This is a genomic window from Eubacterium sp. (genome assembly GCF_057858645.1).
On record NZ_DBLZZO010000005.1, the window covers coordinates 74,072 to 100,428 of the forward strand.

Below are 26,357 nucleotides of genomic sequence, written 5' to 3' on the forward strand. Positions count from 1 at the left end.
AATGTTCTGAACTCGTCTTTAGCAGACTCTACTGCTCCCCAATCCTTTTCGCCAAGTCCTCCAAATATTCCCATCTGTCCATTTTCTCCATTAAAAGATTTTCCGTTTCTTCTTTAGCTTCCATTAATTCTTTTAACTTAACAGAATTAGTTGCATTTTCATTCATCTCTTTATCCAGTCTTTCCAGCTTTTCTTCAAGGTTAGCAATATCATCTTCTATGGTTTCATATTCTCTTTGTTCGTTATATGAAAATTTTAATTTTTTATTTCTGTGTTTATAGTCATCTTTTTTTTGACTATTCGATGCTTCTCCTGTATTTTGTTTTCCATTCCCCTTAATACTTCCTGTGCTCTTTGCATTACCTATATTTGCAGATTGCACGGCACCTGAACCACTACCTGATTTTCCAGTATTTTTTTCTCTTAAAGTTCCGGCATTTCCCGCAACCTCCTGCTGTTTCTTCTTATTAATATAGTCTGTATATCCACCTTCATACTGACTAATCACTCCATTACCTTCAAAAGCAAAAATCCTTCTTACTATTCGATCAAGGAAATATCTGTCGTGGCTTACTGTAATTACAATGCCATCAAAACTATCCAAGTAGTCTTCTAAAATTGTCATTGTTTCAATATCCAAATCATTTGTAGGCTCATCTAAAATCAAAACATTTGGTGCTTCCATAAGCACTCTTAAAAGATTAAGTCTACGTCTTTCACCACCTGAAAGTTTTTCTATTTTGCTATACTGCTGGGAAGATGGAAATAAAAATCTTTCAAGCATTGCTGATGCAGAAACCAACCCATCCTCTGTACGAACAAATTCCGCTGTATTTTTTATGTAATCAATAACTTTTTCCTGTGGATCCATGTAAGCAATTCCACCTTGTTGGTCTGTCTCAATTTCCTGTGTATAGTAGCCGATTTTGATAGTCTGTCCAATTGTTACAGTTCCACTGTCAGGTTTAATTCTACCATCTATAATTTTCATTAAAGTTGTTTTACCACAACCATTTTTTCCTACGAAGCCAACTCTGTCACCTTTTAAGAAGTTGTAAGTAAAATCCTTAATTAAAACCGTATTCGCACCATAAGCCTTTGAGATTTTATCAAGCTCAATTGTAGTTTTTCCCATTCTTGACTTAATACTGCTTAATTCAATTTTATCATCTTCAACTATTCCTTTTTGATTCTTAAGATTTTCATAGCGCTGTATATGAGCTTTTTGTTTTGTTGATCTTGCTCTTGCGCCACGCTGCATCCACTGAATCTCCTTGCGGAGAATACTTTGTCTTTTGCGTTAACTTGCCTTCTGACTGTCTTCTCTTTCTGCCTTACGCTGTAAAAATCCAGAATACTTTTCGTTATAACTGTAAATTTTTCCTTTGTCTAACTCGATAATTCTATTAGTAACACTATCTAAAAAATATCTGTCATGAGTTACCATAACTAAGGCCCCTTTAAATGCGCGCAACTGATTCTCCAACCATTCTGCCATTTCACTGTCTAAATGGTTTGTAGGCTCATCTAAAATCAAAATATCACAAGGTGTAATAAGCACAGAAACTAAAGCAAGTCTTTTTCTTTGACCACCGGACAATTCACCTGTTTTCTGTTCAAAATTATTTATACCAAGTCTTGTCATCATGGCTTTCGCCTTAACTAACTCGTCTTCGTTTGCATGATGATGTACCATATTCTGCACACTTTCAATTACTGTGTCGTCTTCATTAAACTTCGGGTTCTGTGGCAGATAATGTATCATCAAATTAGATGCCTTTATGACATTTCCACTGTCAGGTACTTCTAAGCCTGCCATAATTTTTAGCAGTGTTGATTTTCCTGTCCCATTTATGCCAATGATTCCGACTTTTTCGCCTTCATGAAGGTAAAAGCTTGCGTCATCAAATAATTTCCTTTCTGTATATGAATGTGTAATGTTTTCTAATGATAAAATATTCACTTAATGCCTCTTTCCATAAAATTTTTGTTGTCTATAATTCGTTAAACTTTTTTGCTATTAGTATAACACATATGTAGAAAACCGTAACAATAAACAGAACCGTTTTAGCTTAATTTTATGCTGGGAAATATTTAGACAGTTGTATGATTTTTGACAAATTCTTCAGGTGCCCTGTATGTTGTCCACAAACATACGGAGCACAAAAAAACCTAGGACACATTACTGTAGTCCTAGGTTTTTTCATTTATTGCTTATTCTCTAAACAACCATATGAATAATTTATTTATCCTTCAATTTCTATAAATTTTTCTTTTTCTTCAACCTGTTTGTTTTCTTTTGGAACTGTGAAAGACAAAATTCCGTTTTCATATTTAGGATGAACATCCTGAACAGTTACATGATCACCAACATAGAAACTTCTTGTTAGGCTACCTGCATAACGTTCACGTCTTACATATTTACCCTTCTTATCTTTCTCGTCCTTGTCTAATCCTTTAGCTGCATTAATTGTTAATACACCATTTTCAAGTTTCATCTTTATTTCGTCTTTTTTGAATCCTGGAAGATCCATAGAAACTTCATAGCCATTCTCTGTGTCCTTAACATCAGTCTTCATTAAATTCTTAGCATGTTTACCATACAATTTCTTGTCAACATCTGGGAACTCTGGGAAATCAAAGCCTCTTGAAAAATCATCCATAAAGTCATCAAATAAGTTTTCTCCAAAAATACTAGGCATCATCATAAGTCATCTCTCCTTCCATATTACATAACTAAAACTTAATTTGTCATGCGCTACGGCGTAGCGACTAATTTGTTGTGCGCCATCACGTTGAGACCTTTTAGCCTTTTTGTATTTATCTTTGTACCTTTTTCTTTGTACAACTATGTTATAGTCCTTTTTGTTAGCACTGTCAAGAGGTGAGTGCTAATTTTTTGTGAATTTTTTGTGAATTTTTTGTGAACTTTCCAATTTGTGCTTTCAGCCTGTGAGTCTATTTTCCGTAAACTGACACTAAAATGTCATACGCCTTTCCGTATGCAGCTTCCCAGTTAATTACAACCTTGTTAATCATATATGTTTTTTCAAGGTCAATTATAAGCCATGCATCATCTGCAAAATTTGATGACCATCTTGAATCATTATTTCCACTTCCCTCTGCCCCATAATCCTTTGCGTTATAGGCATAAAAAAAGCACTGGAACGCCCATTTTATGATATGCTCCCTATATAGTAGATTTTTAATTATTCAATCTGTCTACTATATAGGGAGCATATCATTATAAGGTTTTTTCAGTGTTTTTATTAATAAATTTGTATCCTAATATGCCCGTCAAATCCGATAAAAACCAACCAATTGGTATGGCTACCCAAATACCAATTACTCCTATAACCGGTATTTTTGATAAATAATATGCTAAAACAACTCGTGTTCCAAGAGAAATTATTGTAAGAATTACTGACATTAATGGCTTATTTATAGCCCTATAAAAACCGTAAAGCATAAATAAAATTCCAATTCCTACATAAAAGGCACCTTCTATTCTTAAATAAGTCACTCCCGTACTTATAACTGCTGCACTCTTACTGCTTACAAATATTGACATAAGTGGTCTTGCAAATATAAATACCAAAGCACTTATTCCCAGGCAAAATAGGACTACACTAATACCTGCTTTTTTTACACCTTCTTTAATTCGCTGCTTTTGATTGGCACCATAATTTTGGGCTACGAAAACAGAAAAGGCATTTCCAAAATCCTGTGCGGGCATATAGGCAATGGTATCAATTTTCACCGCCACCGCAAATGCCGCCATTACATTTTGTCCAAATCCATTAACTATTCCCTGAACCATAAGTATGCCAAGGTTCATCACCGACTGCTGAATACAGGTGTAACCTGATAGTGACAGGATATTTTTAAAATTGCTTTTGCTCCACCTGCAATCTTCTTTTCTGACTCTGTATTCCGGATATTTTATTATGTAATATATCAATATTCCAAGCCCTGCAATATACTGGGAAATTACCGTAGCAACTGCTGCTCCAATTATTCCCATACCAAGTCCAATTACAAAATATAAATCGAGTATTATATTTAACACCACAGAAACGCCAAGAAAAATTAAAGGTGTTACAGAATTGCCAACTGCCCTTAACAGGTTGGAACAATAGTTGTAAATATACGTTGCAAAAAATCCTATAAATACATAAAACAAATATGTACGCATATCAGCAAATGTGTTATCTGGCACATTTAAAACCTTTATAATTTTATCTAAAAAAGTGTATGAAATTATTATCAGTATTATTGTCAGACCACAGGTAATTTCTGAAGATATAACAATTCCGTTTCTAATCATTCTATTATCTTTGTTTCCAAACGCCATTGAAATAAAAGTGCTGCTTCCCAAAGATAACCCAATAATAATGGATGTAAGAAACGTCATTAAAGTATATGACGAGCCAACTGCTGCTAAAGCGGTGTTGCCAATGAATCTTCCCACTACCCATGTATCGGCTAAGTTGTAAAACTGTTGCATTACATTTCCCAGCATCAACGGAATTGCAAACGCCCACAAGCCTTTTGAAATATTACCTTTTGTTAAATCTATGTTCTTTGCCATTATGTGTTCCTTATTTATTTTTAATATCTATAATCGCATACTCTGAATGCTTTTCAGTTCTTATTGGATACCCCCAACCTGCAATTCCGGATGTAACTATCTCATTAAGATTGCTCTCTTTCACATAGCCATAATTCAAATCATTCATATGGAACAATGGCGAAATCAAACCTATTGGTAAAATCTGACCAGCGTGTGTATGACCTGACAAAATCAAGGCTGTTCCAACTATTGCTGATATGTTCTTTTTAGACTTTTTCATTTCACCTTTAAAGAAATCAACTGCCCTGTAGATTTTTCTAAAAAGGTAAAATCCTACTGCTCCAATTGCAATAATTGGAAGCACAACCCAAATAAATATCATAAATTCTCCATTCCTTTCTGGTTAATCCATATTGTTGTATTTTACCATTCCATAGTTGAACTTTATTTATGCAATAGAAATCCCAAGAGATTTCTATTACACAAATAATTCTTTAACTTTGGCAATTAAAACCAAGCCTTAACACTTCCGTTTAATAACTTGCCTTTTCCCCAATTAATGTTCGGGTATTCTTTCTGTAAGTTCTTTTCTACATTTTCGATTCCACTTCCGCCTGATGTAGCAAATGGTATTACTGTCTTTCCTGCAAAATCATAACTATCTAAAAATGTGTCAATAATCTTTGGTTCAACGTACCACCAAATTGGAAATCCAACTAATACTGTATCATACATGTCCATATTTTCAACCTGCTTTGCAATTTCAGGTCTGCTTGCAGGATCATTCATTTCTACAGAACTACGACTTTTCTTGTCCATCCAGTTTAAATCTGCTGATGTGTATTTTTCCTTTGGTTCAATTTCGAACAAATCACCATCTACTTCTTTTGCCAACTTGTTAGCTGTTTTTGCTGTTACTCCACTTGCACTGAAATATGTTACTAATACTTTACTCATATGTATCACTCCTTCTTTATAACTTTATTTACAATATAACACTAGCTTCTTTACCATGTCTAATACCTATTATGCATATATGGATATGCCTTTTATGTATCTTATTTGTAAACATTTTTTATGCAATAAACATTCTTCCATAAGAATGTAGAATAAGAAATTATAAAGAATATAGTTTACTAACTTACAGGTCAAATGCGTGTTTGCTAGTGTAATTATATTTTTAAACCATAAGCAGCCATAAACTACTAACAATAATGGTTAAGTATTCATACCATTTTAGTAATTTATGACTGCTTATTTTTTATCTATTGTATTCTTCACATTTATGAATTAACAACCTGACCTATTTTCTTATTTTCATTTATAACAGATTAACAACCTATTCTGTTATCTTTTCATTTATAATAAATCAACAACCTGTCCTGTTTTACACAATGTTTCCTAATACAATATTAATTAATTTCTTATTTAGCATTATTGTTTTGTTCCATGGATTAAAAATTACACCTTCAATATCATTTGCACTTAAAGATGATTTCAACAATTGATCCATGTCTGCAAGGAATGTGGACATTACCTGATTTCCACCTTTCATTTCCTCATCAAAACTTGTAAACGCTGCCCACCATTTCTTGCCATCAGGAGTTTCCACAACCTGTAATCTTATCTGATTATCTCCCCTTGGTGGCTCCACAGCTATAATCATCTGTGCTTTCTTTGTCATTGTTCTACGAATAACCGTAAGAGTATGTGCCAACATTTCATAGCTGCTTTCTTTTTGTAGTGCCTCAATAGCTTCCTCGATTCTATAGTTTTCTTTTAAACCTGCATCGATTTTTTCATTGTCCCTGTGCATAAAATTTCACCCCTTTGTACTTTCATTTCTTCCGAAATTTACCTTTGCTATTTAAATTGGAATCCGATAAAATCCAATATTTTTGCAACATTATTGTTTAAAATTAAATCCTGGTTTAAATTTAAATCATACTTTTTTTATTATGATTAGTATACCACCAACAGATGTTTTTTTCAGCAGAAAATCTCACTATTTTGCATTTAGGTTGTAATTATTTTATGCATTTTTTTAAATTTGTAAATTAATATTATTTTATTTTTCTAATTAGATTTACCATTTCAATAGCGCCAAGTGCACACTCGTATCCTTTGTTTCCAGCCTTGCTTCCTGAACGTTCAATTGCCTGTTCAATATTTTCTGTAGTAATTACACCAAACATTACAGGTATGTCATTTTCCATTGAAACTGCTGCAATACCTTTTGATACTTCATTGCAAACATAATCATAGTGACTTGTGCTTCCTCTAATAACAGCTCCTAAACAAATTACAGCATCATATTTTCTGCTTTTTGCCATTTTTGATGCCACAAGTGGAATTTCAAAAGCACCTGGCACCCATGCAACGTCTACATCATCTTCGTTTACATCATGTCTTACCAAACCGTCAATTGCTCCACTAAGCAATTTTGATGTAATGAACTCATTAAATCTTGCCACTACAATTCCAACTTTCATGCCTTCTGCTACTACTTTTCCTTCTAAAATATTCATTTTCTTTCCTACCTTTCATATCTTAATATATCAACACTATCCCCTATTCTCTGCCCAACTAAATACTTTATCGAAAGCACGCTCCCGCTGCGTTCCGCTCGTAGCGGTCCTATAAAGCCGACTACGCTGCCTTTATGGACCGACGGCTCCACAGCACTTTCTTATAAAGTCTTTAGCTGTGCAGAGAATATTTTTAGTTGTTGTTTTTACTTATTTATTTTTGTCTTTGATTATTTATTAATCTTCTCTTTTATTATTTGTATTGGAGAATATGTCCCATTTTAAATTGTTTTGTTTTTAAATAATATAAGTCATATTCTGTTGCGTCCATTTGAATTGGAACTCGTTTTGATATTTCCATTCCAAATTCTTCTAGTTGGTATACTTTGTCCGGATTGTTTGTTAAAAGGTTTAAATCTTTTACACCTAAATCTCTTAATATCTGAGCGCCGATATAGTATTCTCGCTCATCTCCTTTGAATCCTAGTGCTAAATTTGCTTCCAAAGTATCCATACCTTTTTCCTGAAGTTCGTATGCTTTTAATTTATTTATCAAGCCAATGCCTCTACCTTCCTGTCGCATATAAAGTAAAATTCCTCTGCCTTCTTTTTCGATTTGAGTCATTGCGGCAGCAAACTGCTGTCCACAGTCACATCTAAGTGAACCAAAAGTATCACCTGTAAGACATTCTGAATGAACTCTGCAAAGAACGTCTTTACCATCTCCAATATCACCTTTTACTAATGCAATGTGATGTTCGCCATTTAATTTATTTACATATCCGTATGCTGTAAACTCACCATACTTTGTTGGCATTTTTGTAACTGTCACTCTATCCACTAATTTTTCGTGTACTTTTCTGTAGTGCTGTAAATCTTTAATGCTAATCATTTTGATATTCATATCCTTAGCCAACTGAACTAATTCTTTAGTTCTCATCATGGTACCGTCTTCACCCATGATTTCACAGCAAAGACCACATTCCTTTAAACCTGCTAATCTGCATAAATCAACTGTGGCTTCTGTGTGGCCGTTTCTTTCTAACACACCATTGTCTTTTGCCAAAAGGGGAAACATATGACCTGGTCTTCTGAAATCTTCCGGTTTTGCTTTTTCGTCAACACACTTCATAGCTGTCATTGAACGTTCTGCTGCTGAAATTCCTGTTGTTGTATCTACCCCATCAATTGAAACTGTAAAAGCTGTTTCATGATTGTCTGTATTATTTGTAACCATTTGAGGAATTCTAAGTTTTTCCACATACTCCTTTGACATTGGCATACAAATAAGTCCCTTTCCGTAAGTTGCCATAAAATTAATATTTTTAGTTGTGGCAAACTCTGCTGCACAAATAAAATCTCCCTCATTTTCTCTGTCAGGATCATCTGTTACTAAAATAATTTTTCCATTTCTTAATTCTTCTAAAGCTTCTTCTACTGTATTAAACTGATACATTTTCTACCTCTCTTTCTACTGAAAAACTGTTAATAGATTTCACTTATGATACTTTGTATGTTAATCTCATATTGCTCTAGCAACTGTTTTCTTTCTGCACGAATGCACATCAATAGTAGAACGTTTTTTATTGCTTACTTTGATTAAACATTCCGTCAAAAACCATGCTTACTTAAAAACTCCATTGTTATTCCTGAATGGCTTTTTGTTTGCTTATTGTCTGATGACTCATTATTTTTTAATGATTGATTATGACCATCAACCACATCTCCGCCAAAGCTAAGGAACCGTTCCACATATTTTCCAATAATGTCATTTTCCAAATTAACAACATCACCAACTTTTTTATCTTTTAAAATCGTTACCTGAACTGTATGTGGAATTGCTGAGATTGCAAAATTCTCATTACTCACTTTTGCAACAGTAAGGCTGATTCCGTCTATTGTTATGGAACCTTTTTCTACGATATATTTAAGTATTGTAGGGGCTGTCTTAATGGTGTACCAAATTGCATTATCGTCTTTTTCTATTTTTGCGATTGTGCCTACACCATCCACATGACCTGAAACTATGTGACCACCAAATCGTCCATTAGCAGCCATTGCTCTTTCCAAATTTACCCTACTGCCGGTTTTCAGATTATTTAAAGATGAACGTTTCAAAGTTTCATGCATTACATCAGCTTTGAAAAACTGACTTTCTATTTCAGTTACTGTTAAGCAAATTCCATTTACCGCAATGCTGTCACCAATTTTTGTTTCTTCTAAAACTTTTGTAGCACCAATAGTTAATATTGCTGAGTTGGCAGATTTTCTTATGCTTTTAACAGTCCCCATTTCTTCTATAATTCCTGTAAACATTAGCCTCACCCCTTTATGTAACTTTCAATTAAAATATCTTCACCAAGAATGCTGACCTTACTTTTTTCAAGATTTAAACTTTCGGCTGGCAACTTAAATCCCTGTCCTTCAACCGGTGTCTTGGCATCTTTCCCACCAAAAATTTTAGGTGCAATGTAAATCTCTGTTTTATTAACAAGTCCCTTAGCTACCATTGACCAGTTAAGAGTTCCACCACCTTCAACAATGACACTGTCAATATTCATCTCTCCTAATTTTTTCATCAGGCTTTCCAAATTTACCTTGCCTTTTTCATCAGGTAGCTGAAGAATTTTGCATCCTAGTTTTTCATAAGTTTTTACCTTTTCTTCTTCAACCTTTCCTGTTGCAATTATGGTTGGTATGTCTTTTGCTGACTGTACAATATTTGACTCAATGGGAGTCCTTAGATTTGTGTCACATATAATCCTTGTTGGATTTACGCCCTCTGGAATTCTGCAGGTAAGCATTGGATTATCAGCCAACACTGTTCCAACTCCTACCATAATTCCACTGTATCTATGTCTGTTATTATGTACATGCTCTCTGGCTTTTTTCCCTGTAATCCACTTAGACTCGCCAGTGTAAGTAGCAATTTTTCCATCAATGGTCATTGCATATTTTAAAATTACATAAGGCGTTTTTGTTTGAATATAGTGGAAAAAAACTTTATTTAAGCTGTCACATTCCTCTTTTAAAATATGAGTTTCAACTTCTATTCCATTGTCCTGTAAAATTTTAATCCCTTTGCCTGCCACTAATGGATTAGGATCATCTGAACCTACAAAAACTTTCTTTATACCTGCCTGAATAATTGCCTCCACACATGGTGGCTGTTTCCCTTTGTGGCAACAAGGTTCCAATGTAACATACATGGTAGCTCCTGTCACATCATCAGTGGCGTTTGCAAGAGCATCTCTTTCCCCATGCAAATCACCATACTTGTGGTGGTAGCCTTTGCCAATAACTTTTCCATTTTTCACAATAACGGCACCTACCATTGGATTAGGCGATGTGTAACCCATTCCTTTTTTTGCTAAATCCAGTGCCATTCTCATATAATATTCAGAATTCATTTTTCACCTCCTGATTTTGTGTAAATAATGAAGAATGTCGCTTGTGACATTCTTTGCGCTGAGTGCGTGCCCGTCTGCAACTATTTTCTTATCCCACGAATACGCATCCATGTGGAACGCTTTTTATGTAATAGAAATTCTGAAAGAATTTCTATTACATAAAAAGCCCTGAGCATATGCTCAGGGCTTTTTTCAATCTATGTTATCTAATCAATTCCTGTTAATACCGATTAACATTTCAATAAATTATTGAAGTAATTATTAACATTATTTCATTTCAAATTCACTCTATGATAATTATTAATTTCCTTTCGCACCAGTGGGCATCCATAGTGGAACGTTTTTTATATAATAAGAAATTGTGAAGGAATTTCTTATTATATAAAAAAGCTCTGGAAATACATTTCCAGAGCTTCTAATTATCAATATAAATTTTAAATTTATTCCATATCTTCTTTCATCCAGACTTTACTGTCGGCTTCGGAGTTTCACCGAATCATGCCTTGCGGCTCGTGGGCTTTACCACCGGTAGGGAATTTCACCCTGCCCTGAAGAGTTTATTTTGTTTTCGTTTAAAACTATACTCTACCTAAAACTAAATGTCAACTTTATATTATTAGTTATTAATACACTCTCTTTATAATTTCACAACATTGCTCCATTTTGTGTACAATGTCTTACCACCTTTTTTTCTATACGCCCTATATTGGAATGTGCTTTTTACGTCTTTAGGTGCAATTTTATTTTTGCTTACAAACTTGCCCATTTTTCTGTCAAGTTTACCGTAACTTGGAATGTAACTTTTTTTAGTTTTCTCCACAAAAGTCTTTTTGATTTTTTTATTCTTTTTACTACTAATAGTTATTTTTATCTGGTAACCTTTAGCTGTGTCAACATCATTCCAAGTAAATGGATATAACATATAAGGCTTTATCTTTTTAAAAGATTTAGTATAGCTTATTTTTGTAACAGTATTCAATGCTCTTTCAGCCATTTTCACTGAATTTGGCAAATAAATTTTCTTTACTTTGGCTGTGTAGAAAGCATTTTTTCCAATGTTTTTTACTTTAGGACCTTTAACTGTCTTAAGTTTGTTGCAGTTTGCAAAAGCCTCTTTTCCAACATCTTTAACATTTTTCAAATTGATTTTTGTTAGATAATTACATTCTGAAAATGCATAGTCTTTTATTTTGTTTACATTATTTAAGTCGATATTCTTTATGTAACTTCCTGCAAATACATGTTCTGCTATCACTTTTACTTTCTTAGGAACCGTTATATCTACGACTCCGCAACCGGCAAATGCATAAGTACCTATTGAAGTAATGTTATCTTCCATTTTGATAGTTTTCAACTGTGCATTATTAAATGCATGTTCCGCTATTTTCTCAACTGTTTCAGGGATGGTATAGCTACCACCAATATTCTTTTGTCTTGGATAATAAAGTATAGTCTTTTTGTCTTTTGAAAATAAAATTCCATCTTCTGACATATACTTAGGATTGTCTTTATCAACATTTACACTTTCAACGCTATTCATTGTCCAATGCCAAATTTCATCTATACTTCCGGTATAATTTTTGTCTATTGTTATTACTCTGTAATCTGAGCCATGCTGAATTTTATCTATGCTCACTTCACCGCCTGCATTCTCGCTGGCACCTACAATATTTACCTGAAAACACATAGTAAGCGCTAATAATATTAGTAAGAATTTTTTCATAACTTTCTCCTCCTTTAATCTGCATCATGCCATGAATCATAAACCATATAATCACTCCACTTTGTATACACTTTTTTATTCTTTATGTATTTATAGGCCCTTACCTTTGTTTTTATAAAATAGTGCTTATACTCCGAAAAAAAGTCTATTTTTAAATTTTTGTCATATCTAAAGTCGTAATTTAATTCTCTAAATTTATTTAAAACTTTTTTTCTTATTTTCTTGTCATAGACATTTTTTGATGTTTTTGCCCTTACAATTTTCTTGTCTTTTGGTTTAAATCCACTATATATTACGCTCTTAACATCATATCCTTTTGCTTTTGAAATCTTATACCATCTATTACAGCTATATACATATGGCTTTATTTCTTTAAATTTTTTATTAGTTTTTATTAAAATATTGCTGTCTACAGCACGTATATCCAGCTTTGCCTTCTGATTTAACTTTATTTGCTTTATTGCGGTATTATTTATACCCTGTTCTTCAATTCTGCTAATATTATTTGACACAATCTCTTTTAGATTTTTGCATTGTGAAATTCCATTAGAATTTATTTTTTTTGCTTTATTTAAATCAATCTTTTTCAATGATGTACAATTATAAAAAGCCTTATTTTCTATAACTTCAGCACTTGTAATTAACTTGTATGACTGTGATTTACTTCTTGGAAAATAATATAAAATCTTTCCATCTTTTGAATAAAGCGCCCCGTCTATAGCCTTATATTTTGAATTTCCTTCTGCCACTACAAACTCTTTTTTACAATCTACATATTGGTATTTTGTGTTGTACACTGCATCACCACGATAATTTTCATCAATATAAATCTTATCGTATGATGTTCCATGTCCTTTTACATCTTCAATATTAGTAATATTATCATTTGCACTAACACTAATCCCAAATAATATTGTTGTTACCAATATACTAAATATCATTGTTACTTTACATAGTTTTTGTTTCATAAAAAAACCTCCTTTGAAAAAAAAGAAAAGATTACTTGCTAAATATGTAAGTAATCTTTTCTTCGCTTAAATTGTTCTACATTGTTTTAATTACTTCATACTAACGGCGCAAGAGTTTTCACATTATTTTATCTATATACTTTTAAACGTAGGATTTTTACTATTTATTGCATTAGCAAATAAAAAAAGTTGAATGCAAAACTAACTTCTGGTTTCTTCATTTTTCAATTGTTTAGCTGTTGTTTTTCCTTTGTCGACTCTATAATTAAGTTAAATCAATGGATTTTTGAGCATACTAACCAGGCTCCTGGAAATCACAGTGCAAGAGTAACTTCTGGATGCCTTTGGATTTGGCTATCCTTTTCGTATCCTCCTGCCTGTTTTCCCAGGTTAAGTGTTGTCCTTTTTTTCTTTTCTCAGGCATTTTTTCCTCCAATCTCAGGAGGATACATACCTATTATATCATTGCTGACTAACTTATGGATTGGATATAAAAAACAGAACTTTGAAATTCATTTAACTTATTTTTCAATGTTGCCAGATACATATGTAGACGAAGAATCAATTTTTTTCTTAGTTGTCAAGTTTCCCATACACATATCATTGTTTACTATAACATTATTTTTAGATACACTTTGAACCCATATATTATATCCCGAAGTTTTTTTATCACAGAAGGTATTTCCGCTAACATATTTTTTTTGAGCATATCCTGCACTGCTCCCTCCAATTAGCACATCTGTACCACCATTGTTTAGAAATATACAATTTTTTATTATTGTACTAACAGAGTTAACTGTTGATGTAATGCCATAGGATGCATTTTCTTTTATAGCGCAACCTTGAATAATGGAATTTTCACAATCATGAACATACAATCCATGTGAACCATTATTATAAACACTGCATCCCATTACCATAGTATTATTTGAAGCTACATTTATTCCAATAGTACTCCCATTATATATACTTATATTGGACAATTTAACATTACTTCCACTTGCATTAGCTATTCTTCCACTTTCTGTATTAACCGACACACCTGCGCTTTTGCATTCTTTAATTTCTCCTCCAATCACTTCAATATTATTCGAGTTTATTAGTTTAACACCATTTCCGCTAATTCCCTTCAAAATACAATTCGAGATTATGCTGTCATAAAGATTTTCGGCTTCAATTGCGCTCCCATTAACAGTATTTAATACTATGTTTTTATCAAAATTACATCTCGTCCAATTAAATGGTTTTATAGCACTATACTTTATATTATAGAAGAAGTTATCCTCTATTTGAATTGATTGATGTTGTGAATTAACTGTACACGCATGACTTCCCACACCATCACCTGTTTCAGCAAAATAGCACTCCCTTACATTAACGAATGTACATGGTTTATTATCCCATCCTCCAAATAATGGAAACACCTGTATATTTTTAGCTAAATCAATTTGAATCGCTTCACTGTGGCTTCGTTTATTTGAATCGACAATAATGTTATGGTGATTATGAAATTTGCAATTTACAATTGTAACTAATGAACACGAATTAATTTCAATATGATGTCCTGACCTAACATTTTTTATTGTAATATTACTAATATGTATATTCTTTGCGTGTGCAAAACATATGCCATTGCTTGGGGTATCTTCATTTTCACCATTGCAATCTATTACTCCACCACTAATTGAAATATTACCATTTCCATTATAATCATAATATACATCTGTTTTCTCGCCATTTGTAAAAATTGCATATGGTCCAGATGTGTAAAGTTCAGGACTAGTTGCCTGTTGATTAATTGTTACACTCCCACTTCTTTGTAATATAGTATCTTCATCCATTCTTATATGTGTGTTTTTATAAATTACTAATGGACTACTTATAAGATATTCTCCTTTTGGTATATAAATATTTCCACCTTCATTGAGCGCTTTCTGAATTTCTTTAGTGTAATCTATTCCGTTTCCTAATGCTCCATAATCCTTAACATTTATTTCCATAGTTTTTCTCCTCTTTTAATACAATTCCTTGTTTAATATTTTTATATTCTTTAATTTGCTAATTACTACCTTATTCAAAATTTTTTTCACATATAATGTCTATGCACGCACATACAATATAAATCAAAATAACACTTGTGATTGCACTCACTATTAACATTGCTCCACCTTCCAAATACTTTTCCGGACATTTGATAATATCATTCCATAAAAAGTATCTCATCGTGTCACTGTTAGCATGTATCAATAAAATACCGAATGTTGTTTTTGACAATGTATTAATTATTTTGCTATTTTTAATATTTATGTTCTTAAATAAGATAAATAACATAATTGCCATTGTAATAGCCATAAATTTATTAGCTCCAATGACAAAATGATATATATCAATTTTCATTGTGTAATTAAACACATAGATGCTAATACATATTACTACAGCAGAAATAATTGTGCCTACTAATCCCACTCTAAAATTATCCCATTTTTTGTTACCATATTTTCTTATAAAAGCTCCAATTAAATATACTGTAATGTACCATCCCAGTCCTTCAAAATTGTCTCTAACAAATAAATATCCCTCACTGTCTATCTGAAAAAAGAACGTGCTAAAAATAGAATATAATGCTATTAAAATAGATAGTAATATAATCATTTCCTTTTTATTCATAGCATTTATAAGCTTATTAATAAAAGGAATCAACAAAAATAATGCCAAATATAAAGCTACAAAACTATCATATCCTGTTCCATAGTTTTTTATAAAAGGAACAAATCCATACAACAGATTATATTTTCCCAAAGGATAATATCCTACAATCAGAAAAGCCCCATTAATTACCAGAAGGTAAAAAGCATATTTCACAAACAAATTACACCACTTTAATAATGTGACTGATTGTTTACACATAAAAAAACCTGTTATGATTATAAAGCCATCAATAGCAATCTTTCCACCACATCCGAATATTTCTATCCCTATCATTTTTGCTGACATTTTAGCTGGTGTAAAAAACGCTTTTATGCCGGAATTTATCACATAATGATGTGCTATTACCATTATAATCAAAACAATTCTCAACAACTCGATATTTGATTTTCTCATTTTTTTTATTTCCATTTTTCGCTCTTCCCTCCTAAATTTTGACAATCATCTTTGATTATAACACACAATAGTCTATATTCAATAAATTCATCGAAACACCAGCTGTTAATTTCAAATTTCTAAAATAAAAATCTTCCCACTTTTTGTGAGAAGATTTTCGTTATCACTATTACTATTATTTTTATTATAATTCTTCACCATTGGAAGCTATTACTTTTTTATACCAGTCAAATGACTTCTTTTTGCTTCGTTTTAGTGTGCCATTACCTTCATTATCTTTGTCAACATAGATAAATCCGTAACGCTTTTTCATTTCTCCTGTTGTAAATGAAACACAGTCAATACAGCCCCATGGTGTGTAACCCATAAGGTCTACTCCATCATCAATTACAGCTTTTTTCATTTCTTCAATGTGAGCTTTTAAGTAAGCTATTCTGTAATCATCATCGATTGTTCCGTCTTCATTTACAGTATCAATTGCGCCAAATCCATTTTCCACAATAAATAGTGGCACCTGGTATCTTTCATATAACAAATTAAGTGCATATCTAAGTCCAATTGGATCAATCTGCCAGCCCCAATCACTTGTTTTTACATAAGGATTTGGAACGCTTCCAGGGAAGCCATCTACACCATTTCCATCTGCAACATGGTCGGCTTTTACAGCATTTGTCATATAGTAACTTAATCCTACAAAGTCAACAGTGCCTTCTTTTAATATCTCCCTGTCTCCTTCTTCCATTTGAACGTGAATGTTTTTCTTTTTCCACTCAGGCCATACATAAGATGGGTATTCGCCTCTTACATGAACATCACCAAATAGGTAGCGGTCATGCATTGCTTCAACTGAATACATCATATCTTCCGGTTTACATGAATATGGATATAATGGAACGCACGCCATCATACAGCCAATCTTAAAATCAGGATTAATTTTATGTCCTTCTTTTACTACCATGGCACTTGCCACTAATTCGTGATGTACCACCTGATACATACATTCTTCCGGATGCTTTTCATTATTGAAAATCACACCTGAGCAAGTATATCCGAAAAGTGGATACTCATAGTTCTTCTGGTTATTAATTTCGTTAAAAGTCATCCAATATTTTACTTTGTTTTTATATCTTTCCATAACGGTTAGTGAGTACTTTACAAAAAAGTCGATAACTTTTCGATTTTTCCAGCCCCCGTACTCTTTTACAAGATGATATGGCATTTCGAAATGAGATAGTGTTACCACCGGCTCAATTCCGTATTTTAGTAGTTCATCAAAAAGATTGTCGTAGAATTTTAATCCTTCTTCATTTGCCTGTTCATCATCCCCATTTGGGAAAATTCTTGTCCAGGCAATTGAAGTACGAAAACACTTAAATCCCATTTCAGCAAATAACTTTATGTCTTCCTTATAGTGCCCGTAAAAATCTACTGCTTCATGATTTGGATAATAATATCCATCTTGTACTCCGTCTGTGATTTTCCTATCTACACCATGAGCTCCGGCTGTTAAAACATCGGCTATACTTACGCCTTTGCCTCCTTTATTCCATCCACCTTCTACCTGGTGCGCGGCAACAGCTCCACCCCATAAAAAATCTTTTGGTAACATGCCCATATCTAACTCCTCTCAATTATACTGTTAAAAATGCAATATCCTTAACAGCTTCCTTTCTTCCTGATAAAACCTGAACATCCTTTGATGTATCAGTTGTTATAAACATAACTGTTGTATCGTAGCCTTCTTTCTTAAGAAGTTCCACGTCAAATTCCACAAGTAAGTCACCTTTCTTAACTTTATCTCCCTGTGAAACATAAGTTGTAAAACCTTTTCCTTCAAGCTTTACTGTATCAACACCAATGTGAATTAATACTTCTGCACCATTTCCATCTGATAAGCCTACTAAATGGCCTGTTGGAAATACTGCGTCAACATTGCCATCAAAAGGTGCATATACTTTTCCATTTTCAGGTTCAATTCCTACACCTTTTCCCATTGCTTCAGAAGCAAAAGCTTCGTCTTTTACCTGATTTACAGGAATAACATTTCCTGTTACAGGTGCTACAAACTCACTTGTAGCCTCACCATTTGTTTCTGTTGTTTCATTTGATGTTTCAATTTCCTTTGTTTCATCATCTGCTTCATCTTCAAAACCAACAATGTATGTAAGCACTGCACCAAGCACGAATGCTACAACAATTGAAATTACCAAACCGATAAATGGTGTTAAATGGCCAACCTTAAAGTAAGCAGGTAATGTTGCGATACCAGGCATATTATAGCTCCATGACACTGCATGGAAAGCTCCACCAATAGCACCACCAACTGCACCGGCAATACAGCCACAAATCATTGGTTTCTTTAATCTTAAGTTAACACCATAAATTGCAGGTTCTGTAATACCGAAAAGACCTGTAATTGCTGCTGATGCTGAAACACCCTTCATGTCTTTATTTTTTGTCTTAAGGAAAACTCCAAATGTTGCACCTGCCTGTGAAAATACGGCTGATGCCTGAAGTCCTGTAAATGTGTCATAACCTAAGTTCGCGTAGTTTCCTACTGTTACAGGTGTAATTCCCCAGTGAACACCGAAGATTACAAGCACTTCCCATAAGCCACCTACTACAAGTCCGGCAACTATAGGACTTAAATTGTATAATGTATTGTAAATGCCACCAATTGCTCCACCGATTGTATTTCCAATTGGTCCAAATGCTAATAAAGTAAGTGGAACCATAATTGCTATTGTAAACATTGGTGTAAATAAGTTTCTAATAACGATTGGTAAATATTTATCGAAAAATTTCTGTACGTATGATGCAATCCAAATTGATAAAATAATTGGGATTACTGATGATGTATAGCTTAAAAGCTGTACTTTCATGCCTAAAAAGTAAACAGGTTTTGCTGCATTAACCATTGCAATGTAATCCGGGCAAACAAGTGCACAGGCAATAACTAATGCAATAAATGTATTAACACCAAATTTCTTTGACGCTGTAACTGCTATGAGTACAGGTAAAAATGTAAATGCTGTCCATGAAATAAAGTTTAAAATCTGATATGTACCGCCGGCTGTATCAATTGCATTTAATGCAACTAAAACACCTAAGATACCCTGAAGAATACCACATGCTGCCAATGTGTATAAAAATGGAGCAAATATTGCAGAAATTACATCAATAATTCTACTTACTATACCTACTTTTTTGTTTCCTGTTCCTTTTGCTGCTTCTTCATCAATTGTAACCATCTTAATCATGTGCTCATAAGCGTCCTTTACATGATTTCCAATTACTACCTGAAACTGTCCCCCAGCCTGTACTGTAGTAATTACTCCCGGAATTTTTGCTACTTTATCTTTGTTTACTATTGATTCATCTTTAAGTATAAATCTAAGTCTTGTAGCACAATGAGTTACGTTGGTAATGTTGTCATTACCGCCAAGTTCTTTTAACAGCTCCGTAGCTGTCTTGTGATAATCGATTGCCATGTTTTTCTCTCCTTCTCTTCTATATTTCCGTCAATTCTTTATCAACTAAGAATATTTTATCATACAAGATTTTTATTTCTACAAATCTGCGTTTTATGTAACGTATGAGGACGAAAAAAATATGTTACAAAGTCGTAACACCTTGTAACATATCCTTGATTAATTTTCATTTATTTAATTTCTACGATTGTGCTCCTATTTTTCTCATGATTTTCGTTTAAATAATATGATTTATCTGCTTTCTATCTTTTGTTTTCTTTTGATAAAATCTACAGCCTTCTATCTTTTGTCTTTATTTGATAAAACCTACAGCCTTCTTCCAATTGCCTCTATCAAATAAATGACAGGTATCTGAGTTGTTGTATTAATATGATTACCATGTTCATGGTCCGTAACATAATAGGTCAAATTATAATCAGAAAGATTTGATAAGGTTGATGTTCCCTTATTTGTAATACTGATTATTTTACACTTGTTCTTTTTAAAATCATTTGCCATTTGAACTATCTGTTCTGTTTCTCCTGAAACGGAAAGTGCAATTACAACCGCATTCTTTATGCCTTCCATAATAGTAAAATATGGATCCTCTATGTACTGACTGAATTTTCTCAAATTTGAGAAGAATCGTGCACCGTATTTTCCAAGGATACCTGACGTACCAAGTCCAATAAAAATAACCTGGTCAGCCTGTCTTACAACCTGGGCAATTTCATCCAATTCCTTTTGATGTATGCCGGAACCTATTTTATAAAAATACTCCTGTATCTCCTTTACATCTTCGTTATTCTTTTTGTTTTTCTTTGTCTCTTCTTCAAGATACATTTTGAATTTCACTTTAAATTCAGAATATCCATCAAAACCTGCTTTTCTGCAAAAACGCATAACAGTGGCTGTTGATACATGAACCTCATCTGCTAACTCCCTTACAGTCATGTATTTTACTACATTTTTGTTCTTCACAATGTAGTCATAAACCAGCATCTCCATATCATTAAACGACTTAAGAATTTCGTAATTAAACATATTGTACCTCTTTACAATCTAATTAATCGCATTTACTCTTGTATTATATCATAAACACCACTTATAAGGGATGTTTTACTCATCTAAAATTAAAAAAAAGAAAGCACCTGACCTTTTACAATCAAATGCTTTCCCTGTATGATTAAAACTTAATCTAAAGGAGATTAACTATTTTATGACTGTTCTTCCTTTCTCGTTAGTGTTCATCTATAGTGAAAAGCTATTTATATGACAAAAAATTCCATAGAAATTTTCCATAACACAAAGAAAAGAAGTTGTAGCTAAACAACTACATCATGTTTAACTACAACTTCTTCATATAAATACTAAATTATAAAATTTTAATTTGAATATTATTTTTTAATTGGATGCTTTTTTTACGTTTATGCCAGAACTTTTCCTTCAGGGAAAACTGTTCTGAAAACTTTTCTTACTAATGGTCCTGCTACGATTAACTGTAATGGCAATGCCATTATAAAGTTAAATGGTATGTTATGTAACCATATAAATAATACATTTGACCACTGACCTGTAGTAACTGAAACCTCTACAGCTCCGTATAATGACATGATGATTACCATAGGTACGACCATTGAAACTGACACACAAATTGCTGTTTTTAATGGGCCATCACCCGGCTTTACAAGAAACTTAAAGGCAAAACCCTTTGCTAATCCTGAAACAACAAACCAGTCACAACACATTGCAAAAATATAAGCAATTGGAAATCCCAACCAGGCTTCCTTTATCGACTCTGCTGACAAGCCTCCCATATTAAGTGATACGTTATAAATACTCATAACAAACACCATTGTAAAACACATCATGACTGTAAAAATCAAACTTTCTCTCTTATTATGTGGCATATTTTCCTCCTTAAACTCTGTAGCTTATTTCAGGAGCCGTTTCAGGCTTCGGGGGGGATTTTCCACAGTTTAATTATTTGTAATTACCTGCCTTGATTTCACTACTTTTCAATTATTTTTTTACCGCAAAAATGTTAGCATAATAATTTTTTGTTGTCAACTGACTTTTTTTGAATTTTTTCCTATTATAGTGTAAAATATTAATGTACTTATATGATTCAGAAACTTCTATATAATAAACGATTATATTCAGTAAGTATTTTAAACAAACACGAATATGTTTTCTTGCTTTATGTTAAATATTTCTGATGATTTTTAAGTCACTACTAAAGAACAAGGAGTAACGATTTTGAAAAAATTATTATGCATTATTTTAACCCTTGTAACCATAACGCTTACAGGTTGTGGTTTCGGGGATAGCACTATTCGTTTTGGTGCTGCAGGACTTGGTGGCATGTACTATTCTTTCAGTACGGCTTTTACGGAGCTTGCAACAAAAGAAAACAACAAGCTAAAATTTGACATTAAGACTACTGCCGGTTCAGCAGCTAACTTACGTCTTTTGTCAAAGAACTATATTGATGTAGGTATTTCACAGATGGATTTAATTGATGATGCCTACTATGGAACACCAGAATTTAACGGCAAGAAATACAACGGCTATTCAGCAATTGCCGGTCTGTACAAGGAAGCCTGCCAGATTGTAGTCCTTGATAAGTCTTCAATTAAAACCCTTGATGATTTACAAGACAAAACAGTAAGTATCGGTGCTTCTGAGTCAGGTACGGAATTAAATGCCACACAGATTCTTAAAGCCAGCGGTTTGTGGGATAATAATTTAGTAAAAACAAAAAATCTTGATTACACAGATGCGGCAAAACAATTAGAAGATGGTGAGATAGATGCTTTCTTCTGTACTTCAGGTGTGCAGACAACTGTTATTGAGGAGCTTGCAAAACATGCCAATATCCGCTTTATTGATATTGACAGCAAGTGTGCCAAGAAGCTAAAAGCATCTTACAAATTTTATGATTCATTTACTATTCCAGCCAATACATATACAGGCCAAACCAAAGATGTTTCAACACTTTGTGTTAAGTCAGTATTGTTAGCCAGAGATGACATGTCAGAAGACACTGTAAAAGAATTAACAGCCCTTCTTTTTAAGCACGCAAAAGATTTCCAGTATTCACTACAGGCTGATTTGAATTTCAACGAAAGCGATGCTACAAAGGGTATAACAATTCCTTTCCATCCGGGAGCCTGTGCTTACTATAAGGAAAAAGGAATTACAGTTTCTTCAGAAGACAAGAATTAAAAAGAAAGGAAAATTATATTGATAAATAACTTTCATAATGAATGTTATTACAGTATATGGGAATAAAATGAATATACAGTTAGATATGTATCAGACACTTGCCATAGCAGTTGTAGTGTTGATACTTGGACAATTTTTAAAAAGCAAAATTGATTTTCTTGAAAAATTTTGTATTCCTGCACCGGTTGTAGGTGGTTTACTTTTTGCAATATTCACCTGCATCTGTTATGCAACAGGTTTAGCAGAATTTTCATTTGACGATACTTTAAGAGAAGTTTGCATGGTATTTTTCTTTACGTCTGTAGGTTTTCAGGCAAACTTAAAAGTTTTAAAAAGTGGCGGAAAGTCTTTAATAATTTTCCTGGCACTTGTTGTTTTACTTATTATTTTTCAGAACGGTTTAGCCGTTGGGGTATCAAAATTATTAGGACTTGATCCATTAATTGGTTTGTGTACAGGTTCTATACCAATGGTTGGTGGTCATGGTACTGCCGGTGCCTTTGGACCGGTTCTTGAAGATTTCAACATTTCAGGTGCCACAACAATTTGTACAGCTGCTGCCACATTCGGTCTTATTGCCGGAAGTTTGGTTGGTGGTCCAATTGGTAGAAAACTTATTGAAAAGAAAAACCTTATGGATACAGTTACAACAGAAGATGACAGCCTGTTAGTTGAAGACGAAATCAAGCATGAGAGACATACAAACATGTATGCCGCAGCAGTTTTCCAAACTATTTTAGCTGTTGGTCTTGGAACTATTTTCTCTTGGTTACTTACAAAAACAGGTATGACATTCCCAATTTATATTGGTGCAATGCTTGCTGCCGCTCTTATTAGAAACTTAAGCGAATACTCAGGAAAATTCACAATTCACATGGGTGAAATTAATGACCTTGGTGGTATTTGTCTTTCATTATTTTTAGGTATAGCAATGATTACTTTGAAGTTATGGCAATTAGCTGACCTTGCGCTACCTTTAATTATTCTTTTAGGTGCACAGCTTGTACTTATTTTCTTTTTCACATACTTTGTTATTTTCAATGTTATGGGAAGAGATTACGATGCAGCAGTTTTATCTGCCGGTACATGTGGGTTCGGTATGGGTGCCACACCTAATGCCATGGCAAATATGCAGGCTATTTGCGACAGATATGCTCCATCAATTAAGGCATACCTTTTAATTCCTTTAGTAGGAAGTTTATTTGCAGACTTTATTAACAGTTTAGTTATTACATTCTTTATTAATTTTGTTTAATTTTATCGGAGGAAAAAGTCATGAAAAAAGATAACGACAAAAAAAGAAAGATTAACCTGTCATTTGATAATTTAGCAATTCCTGAAGTTCACTTACCCAGAACTCACAAGGACAATGCAAATGCAGATACAAATAACGAAAACACTGTAGAAAAATCAGTGGATTCACAATCAGTTGAAGGAAATGAGTCAACAGATTCAAAAAAGGAAAAACCATCAATTAGTTTTGATTCAGTTGCAATTCCTGAAATTCATATAAAAAAGAAATAAAGATAAATCTTATTTCGTAAAACTGTTGATTTAATAGTAGTATTTTGCTATTATATCACAGGATTATATAAGTTCATAATACGGTTGAACGTTTCTACTAACTGCCTCAAATAGTTTGCTATAATCTCTTTATTAGTGTAACTATTTGTAGCAGTTTTTTTGTGCCCTGTACTAAGGAGGGACCCGGATGCTTGCATCCGGGAGGATACCTTAGTGCTTGTACTAAGGAGGGACCCGTTCTTTTAGAATGGGAGGATACCTTAGTGCCTGTGCGCAAGTAGGTAATCAATTCTCTTCGAGAATTGGTTACATTATAAGGAGGATTTTTAATGAAGAAATATGATGTAATTATTATTGGTGCTGGTCCTGGCGGTATTTTTGCAACTTACGAGTTGTCAAAGAAAATGCCCAACCTATCCATAGCAGTTTTTGAAGCAGGTCACAAGCTCTCCGGCAGAAAATGCCCTATCGACGGAGACAAAATACCTAACTGTATTCAGTGTAAAAGCTGTTCAATTATGAGTGGTTTCGGTGGTGCCGGTGCTTTCTCTGATGGTAAGTATAATATTACCAACGATTTTGGTGGTACACTTTACGAGCACATTGGTAAAAAACACGCCATTGAATTAATGGAATATGTAGATGAAATTAATATGAAATATGGCGGTGAAGGTACTAAGTTATACTCAACTGCCGGCACAGGTTTCAAGAAAATCTGCATGCAGAATAAATTAAAACTTCTTGATGCATCAGTGCGTCATCTAGGAACTGATATTAATTATATTGTTTTGGAAAATATTTATAAAGAACTTGAAGATAAAGCAGATTTCTATTTTGATACTCCTGTTACTTCTATTGAGCATTTAGATGATGGATATTTAGTTCATACAAAAGACGAAACTTTCCACAGTGAAAAATGTGTTGTTTCCGTAGGTCGTAGCGGAAGTAAATGGATGGAACATGTTTGTAATAAAATGGATATTCCAACTAAGTCAAATCGTGTAGATATAGGTGTTCGTGTGGAACTTCCTGCTGTTATTTTCTCTCATTTAACAGACGAATTATACGAAAGCAAAATTGTTTACCGTACACAGCAGTTTGAAGATAATGTTCGTACATTCTGCATGAATCCACATGGTATTGTTGTAAACGAAAACACTAATGGTATTGTAACTGTAAATGGTCACAGCTATGAAGGTGAAGAAATGCAAACAGAAAACACTAACTTTGCCTTACTTGTAGCTAAGCATTTTTCCGAACCATTTAAGGACAGTAACGGATATGGTGAAAGCATTGCCCGCCTTTCCAACATGCTTGGTGGCGGTGTCATTGTACAGCGTTTTGGAGATTTAGTCAGAGGCCGTAGAAGTACCGAAAACAGAATTGAAGAAGGTCTTGTAACTCCTACTCTTGCTGCAACTCCAGGGGACCTTAGCTTGGTTTTACCAAAGCGTATTTTAGATGGTATTATTGAAATGATTTATGCCCTTGATAAAATTGCTCCGGGTACAGCAAATGATGATACTTTATTGTACGGTGTGGAAGTTAAATTCTACAACATGGAAGTAGACATCAACGACCATCTTGAAAGTAAATATGACGGCTTATACATTATTGGCGATGGCAGCGGTGTTACACATTCTCTTTCACATGCCTCAGCAAGCGGTGTATTTGTTGCAAGAGATATTTGCGATAAAGTACAGGCTTAATAAACAAAAAGTACAACTATTTATGAGTTTAGCCATTCCTTGGCAAATCATGTTTCATAAATAGTTGTACTTTTATTTTTAATTATCTTTCAATTATTACAAATTTATTTTTTAACCATTTT

23 protein-coding genes, 1 pseudogene and 2 riboswitches are annotated in these 26,357 nt (G+C 33.3%); of the genes and pseudogenes, 4 read left to right on the top strand and 20 right to left on the bottom strand.

All coding sequences use genetic code 11. From position 1 onward, the window contains the following. Positions 1-28: 28 nt before the first annotated feature. The 20 genes and pseudogenes from ACZM4J_RS03005 to ACZM4J_RS03100 form a co-directional block, all read right to left on the bottom strand. A pseudogene (locus ACZM4J_RS03005) lies at positions 29-1,963 on the bottom strand (ABC-F family ATP-binding cassette domain-containing protein). A gap of 283 nt (positions 1,964-2,246) precedes the next feature. Beyond that, complete coding sequence (locus ACZM4J_RS03010; RefSeq protein WP_022165922.1) at positions 2,247-2,708, bottom strand: Hsp20/alpha crystallin family protein; 462 nt, start codon at positions 2,706-2,708, stop codon at positions 2,247-2,249. A gap of 250 nt (positions 2,709-2,958) precedes the next feature. After that, positions 2,959-3,213 carry a discoidin domain-containing protein gene (locus ACZM4J_RS03015; protein ID WP_489485589.1) on the bottom strand — a complete coding sequence of 85 codons (255 nt, stop codon included), beginning with the start codon at positions 3,211-3,213 and terminating at the stop codon, positions 2,959-2,961. A gap of 31 nt (positions 3,214-3,244) precedes the next feature. After that, positions 3,245-4,591 carry an MATE family efflux transporter gene (locus ACZM4J_RS03020; RefSeq protein ID WP_022164909.1) on the bottom strand — a complete coding sequence of 449 codons (1,347 nt, stop codon included), beginning with the start codon at positions 4,589-4,591 and terminating at the stop codon, positions 3,245-3,247. Positions 4,592-4,601: 10 nt separating this feature from the next. Continuing rightward, positions 4,602-4,955, bottom strand: coding sequence for a metallophosphoesterase family protein (locus tag ACZM4J_RS03025; protein ID WP_022164910.1), 354 nt, complete (start codon positions 4,953-4,955; stop codon positions 4,602-4,604). Positions 4,956-5,080: 125 nt separating this feature from the next. Further along, entirely contained in the window at positions 5,081-5,530 is a 450-nt protein-coding gene (locus ACZM4J_RS03030) for a flavodoxin (protein WP_022164911.1), read from the bottom strand. A 430-nt stretch (positions 5,531-5,960) separates the two neighbouring features. After that, the gene (locus ACZM4J_RS03035) at positions 5,961-6,389 is read right to left on the bottom strand and encodes an SseB family protein (RefSeq protein WP_022164912.1); all 429 of its coding nucleotides are present in this window, start codon (positions 6,387-6,389) and stop codon (positions 5,961-5,963) included. 247 nt (positions 6,390-6,636) lie between these two features. Then, positions 6,637-7,101 carry a 6,7-dimethyl-8-ribityllumazine synthase gene (gene ribH, locus ACZM4J_RS03040; RefSeq protein WP_022164913.1) on the bottom strand — a complete coding sequence of 155 codons (465 nt, stop codon included), beginning with the start codon at positions 7,099-7,101 and terminating at the stop codon, positions 6,637-6,639. Positions 7,102-7,354: 253 nt separating this feature from the next. Then, entirely contained in the window at positions 7,355-8,557 is a 1,203-nt protein-coding gene (locus ACZM4J_RS03045; protein WP_022164532.1) for a bifunctional 3,4-dihydroxy-2-butanone-4-phosphate synthase/GTP cyclohydrolase II, read from the bottom strand. Positions 8,558-8,712: 155 nt separating this feature from the next. Then, positions 8,713-9,417, bottom strand: coding sequence for a riboflavin synthase (gene ribE, locus ACZM4J_RS03050; RefSeq protein WP_022164533.1), 705 nt, complete (start codon positions 9,415-9,417; stop codon positions 8,713-8,715). Positions 9,418-9,422: 5 nt separating this feature from the next. Further along, positions 9,423-10,511, bottom strand: coding sequence for a bifunctional diaminohydroxyphosphoribosylaminopyrimidine deaminase/5-amino-6-(5-phosphoribosylamino)uracil reductase RibD (ribD, locus tag ACZM4J_RS03055; protein ID WP_022164534.1), 1,089 nt, complete (start codon positions 10,509-10,511; stop codon positions 9,423-9,425). Positions 10,512-10,956: 445 nt separating this feature from the next. Next, a riboswitch (FMN riboswitch) is annotated at positions 10,957-11,071 on the bottom strand. Between the two features lie 77 nt (positions 11,072-11,148). Next, complete coding sequence (locus ACZM4J_RS03060) at positions 11,149-12,234, bottom strand: leucine-rich repeat domain-containing protein (protein ID WP_428245228.1); 1,086 nt, start codon at positions 12,232-12,234, stop codon at positions 11,149-11,151. A 14-nt stretch (positions 12,235-12,248) separates the two neighbouring features. Continuing rightward, positions 12,249-13,202, bottom strand: a complete 954-nt coding sequence (locus ACZM4J_RS03065) for a leucine-rich repeat protein (RefSeq protein ID WP_428245227.1) — start codon at positions 13,200-13,202, stop codon at positions 12,249-12,251. A gap of 295 nt (positions 13,203-13,497) precedes the next feature. Then, positions 13,498-13,626, bottom strand: a complete 129-nt coding sequence (locus ACZM4J_RS03070; RefSeq protein ID WP_489485583.1) for a hypothetical protein — start codon at positions 13,624-13,626, stop codon at positions 13,498-13,500. Positions 13,627-13,723: 97 nt separating this feature from the next. Continuing rightward, entirely contained in the window at positions 13,724-15,202 is a 1,479-nt protein-coding gene (locus tag ACZM4J_RS03075; protein ID WP_489485584.1) for a right-handed parallel beta-helix repeat-containing protein, read from the bottom strand. A gap of 70 nt (positions 15,203-15,272) precedes the next feature. Continuing rightward, positions 15,273-16,319: an acyltransferase family protein gene (locus tag ACZM4J_RS03080; protein ID WP_489485585.1), complete on the bottom strand. Its 1,047-nt coding sequence runs from the start codon at positions 16,317-16,319 to the stop codon at positions 15,273-15,275. Positions 16,320-16,488: 169 nt separating this feature from the next. Then, complete coding sequence (locus tag ACZM4J_RS03085) at positions 16,489-17,919, bottom strand: 6-phospho-beta-glucosidase (RefSeq protein WP_022164876.1); 1,431 nt, start codon at positions 17,917-17,919, stop codon at positions 16,489-16,491. A gap of 16 nt (positions 17,920-17,935) precedes the next feature. After that, a complete protein-coding gene (locus tag ACZM4J_RS03090; RefSeq protein ID WP_022164875.1) occupies positions 17,936-19,795 on the bottom strand; it encodes a beta-glucoside-specific PTS transporter subunit IIABC in 1,860 nt (619 codons plus the stop codon). Between the two features lie 306 nt (positions 19,796-20,101). Next, the gene (locus tag ACZM4J_RS03095) at positions 20,102-20,818 is read right to left on the bottom strand and encodes a MurR/RpiR family transcriptional regulator (protein ID WP_489485586.1); all 717 of its coding nucleotides are present in this window, start codon (positions 20,816-20,818) and stop codon (positions 20,102-20,104) included. Positions 20,819-21,201: 383 nt separating this feature from the next. Beyond that, the gene (locus ACZM4J_RS03100) at positions 21,202-21,684 is read right to left on the bottom strand and encodes a DUF2798 domain-containing protein (protein ID WP_022164873.1); all 483 of its coding nucleotides are present in this window, start codon (positions 21,682-21,684) and stop codon (positions 21,202-21,204) included. A 349-nt stretch (positions 21,685-22,033) separates the two neighbouring features. Between ACZM4J_RS03100 and ACZM4J_RS03105 the strand changes: the two genes are divergently transcribed. The 4 genes from ACZM4J_RS03105 to ACZM4J_RS03120 all read left to right on the top strand — a co-directional run bounded on the left by ACZM4J_RS03105 (position 22,034) and on the right by ACZM4J_RS03120 (position 26,235). Beyond that, positions 22,034-23,002, top strand: coding sequence for a TAXI family TRAP transporter solute-binding subunit (locus ACZM4J_RS03105; protein WP_022164872.1), 969 nt, complete (start codon positions 22,034-22,036; stop codon positions 23,000-23,002). A gap of 67 nt (positions 23,003-23,069) precedes the next feature. After that, a complete protein-coding gene (gene gltS / locus ACZM4J_RS03110) occupies positions 23,070-24,257 on the top strand; it encodes a sodium/glutamate symporter (protein WP_428245225.1) in 1,188 nt (395 codons plus the stop codon). A gap of 20 nt (positions 24,258-24,277) precedes the next feature. Next, the gene (locus ACZM4J_RS03115) at positions 24,278-24,526 is read left to right on the top strand and encodes a hypothetical protein (RefSeq protein WP_022164870.1); all 249 of its coding nucleotides are present in this window, start codon (positions 24,278-24,280) and stop codon (positions 24,524-24,526) included. A 43-nt stretch (positions 24,527-24,569) separates the two neighbouring features. Further along, positions 24,570-24,667: riboswitch (purine riboswitch) on the top strand. A gap of 188 nt (positions 24,668-24,855) precedes the next feature. Next, on the top strand, positions 24,856-26,235 hold the full coding sequence (locus tag ACZM4J_RS03120) for an NAD(P)/FAD-dependent oxidoreductase (RefSeq protein ID WP_022164869.1): 1,380 nt from the start codon (positions 24,856-24,858) through the stop codon (positions 26,233-26,235). Positions 26,236-26,357 lie beyond the last annotated feature (122 nt).

Coding starts and splice junctions, on each gene's coding strand:
- ACZM4J_RS03010 (WP_022165922.1), bottom strand. CDS start 2,708: ATGATGATGCCTAGTATTTTTGGAGAAAACTTATTTGATGACTTTATG.
- ACZM4J_RS03020 (WP_022164909.1), bottom strand. CDS start 4,591: ATGGCAAAGAACATAGATTTAACAAAAGGTAATATTTCAAAAGGCTTG.
- ACZM4J_RS03025 (WP_022164910.1), bottom strand. CDS start 4,955: ATGATATTTATTTGGGTTGTGCTTCCAATTATTGCAATTGGAGCAGTA.
- ACZM4J_RS03030 (WP_022164911.1), bottom strand. CDS start 5,530: ATGAGTAAAGTATTAGTAACATATTTCAGTGCAAGTGGAGTAACAGCA.
- ACZM4J_RS03035 (WP_022164912.1), bottom strand. CDS start 6,389: ATGCACAGGGACAATGAAAAAATCGATGCAGGTTTAAAAGAAAACTAT.
- ribH (WP_022164913.1), bottom strand. CDS start 7,101: ATGAATATTTTAGAAGGAAAAGTAGTAGCAGAAGGCATGAAAGTTGGA.
- ACZM4J_RS03045 (WP_022164532.1), bottom strand. CDS start 8,557: ATGTATCAGTTTAATACAGTAGAAGAAGCTTTAGAAGAATTAAGAAAT.
- ribE (WP_022164533.1), bottom strand. CDS start 9,417: ATGTTTACAGGAATTATAGAAGAAATGGGGACTGTTAAAAGCATAAGA.
- ribD (WP_022164534.1), bottom strand. CDS start 10,511: ATGAATTCTGAATATTATATGAGAATGGCACTGGATTTAGCAAAAAAA.
- ACZM4J_RS03060 (WP_428245228.1), bottom strand. CDS start 12,234: ATGAAAAAATTCTTACTAATATTATTAGCGCTTACTATGTGTTTTCAG.
- ACZM4J_RS03065 (WP_428245227.1), bottom strand. CDS start 13,202: ATGAAACAAAAACTATGTAAAGTAACAATGATATTTAGTATATTGGTA.
- ACZM4J_RS03070 (WP_489485583.1), bottom strand. CDS start 13,626: ATGCCTGAGAAAAGAAAAAAAGGACAACACTTAACCTGGGAAAACAGG.
- ACZM4J_RS03075 (WP_489485584.1), bottom strand. CDS start 15,202: ATGGAAATAAATGTTAAGGATTATGGAGCATTAGGAAACGGAATAGAT.
- ACZM4J_RS03080 (WP_489485585.1), bottom strand. CDS start 16,319: ATGGAAATAAAAAAAATGAGAAAATCAAATATCGAGTTGTTGAGAATT.
- ACZM4J_RS03085 (WP_022164876.1), bottom strand. CDS start 17,919: ATGGGCATGTTACCAAAAGATTTTTTATGGGGTGGAGCTGTTGCCGCG.
- ACZM4J_RS03090 (WP_022164875.1), bottom strand. CDS start 19,795: ATGGCAATCGATTATCACAAGACAGCTACGGAGCTGTTAAAAGAACTT.
- ACZM4J_RS03095 (WP_489485586.1), bottom strand. CDS start 20,818: ATGTTTAATTACGAAATTCTTAAGTCGTTTAATGATATGGAGATGCTG.
- ACZM4J_RS03100 (WP_022164873.1), bottom strand. CDS start 21,684: ATGCCACATAATAAGAGAGAAAGTTTGATTTTTACAGTCATGATGTGT.
- gltS (WP_428245225.1), top strand. CDS start 23,070: ATGAATATACAGTTAGATATGTATCAGACACTTGCCATAGCAGTTGTA.
- ACZM4J_RS03115 (WP_022164870.1), top strand. CDS start 24,278: ATGAAAAAAGATAACGACAAAAAAAGAAAGATTAACCTGTCATTTGAT.
- ACZM4J_RS03120 (WP_022164869.1), top strand. CDS start 24,856: ATGAAGAAATATGATGTAATTATTATTGGTGCTGGTCCTGGCGGTATT.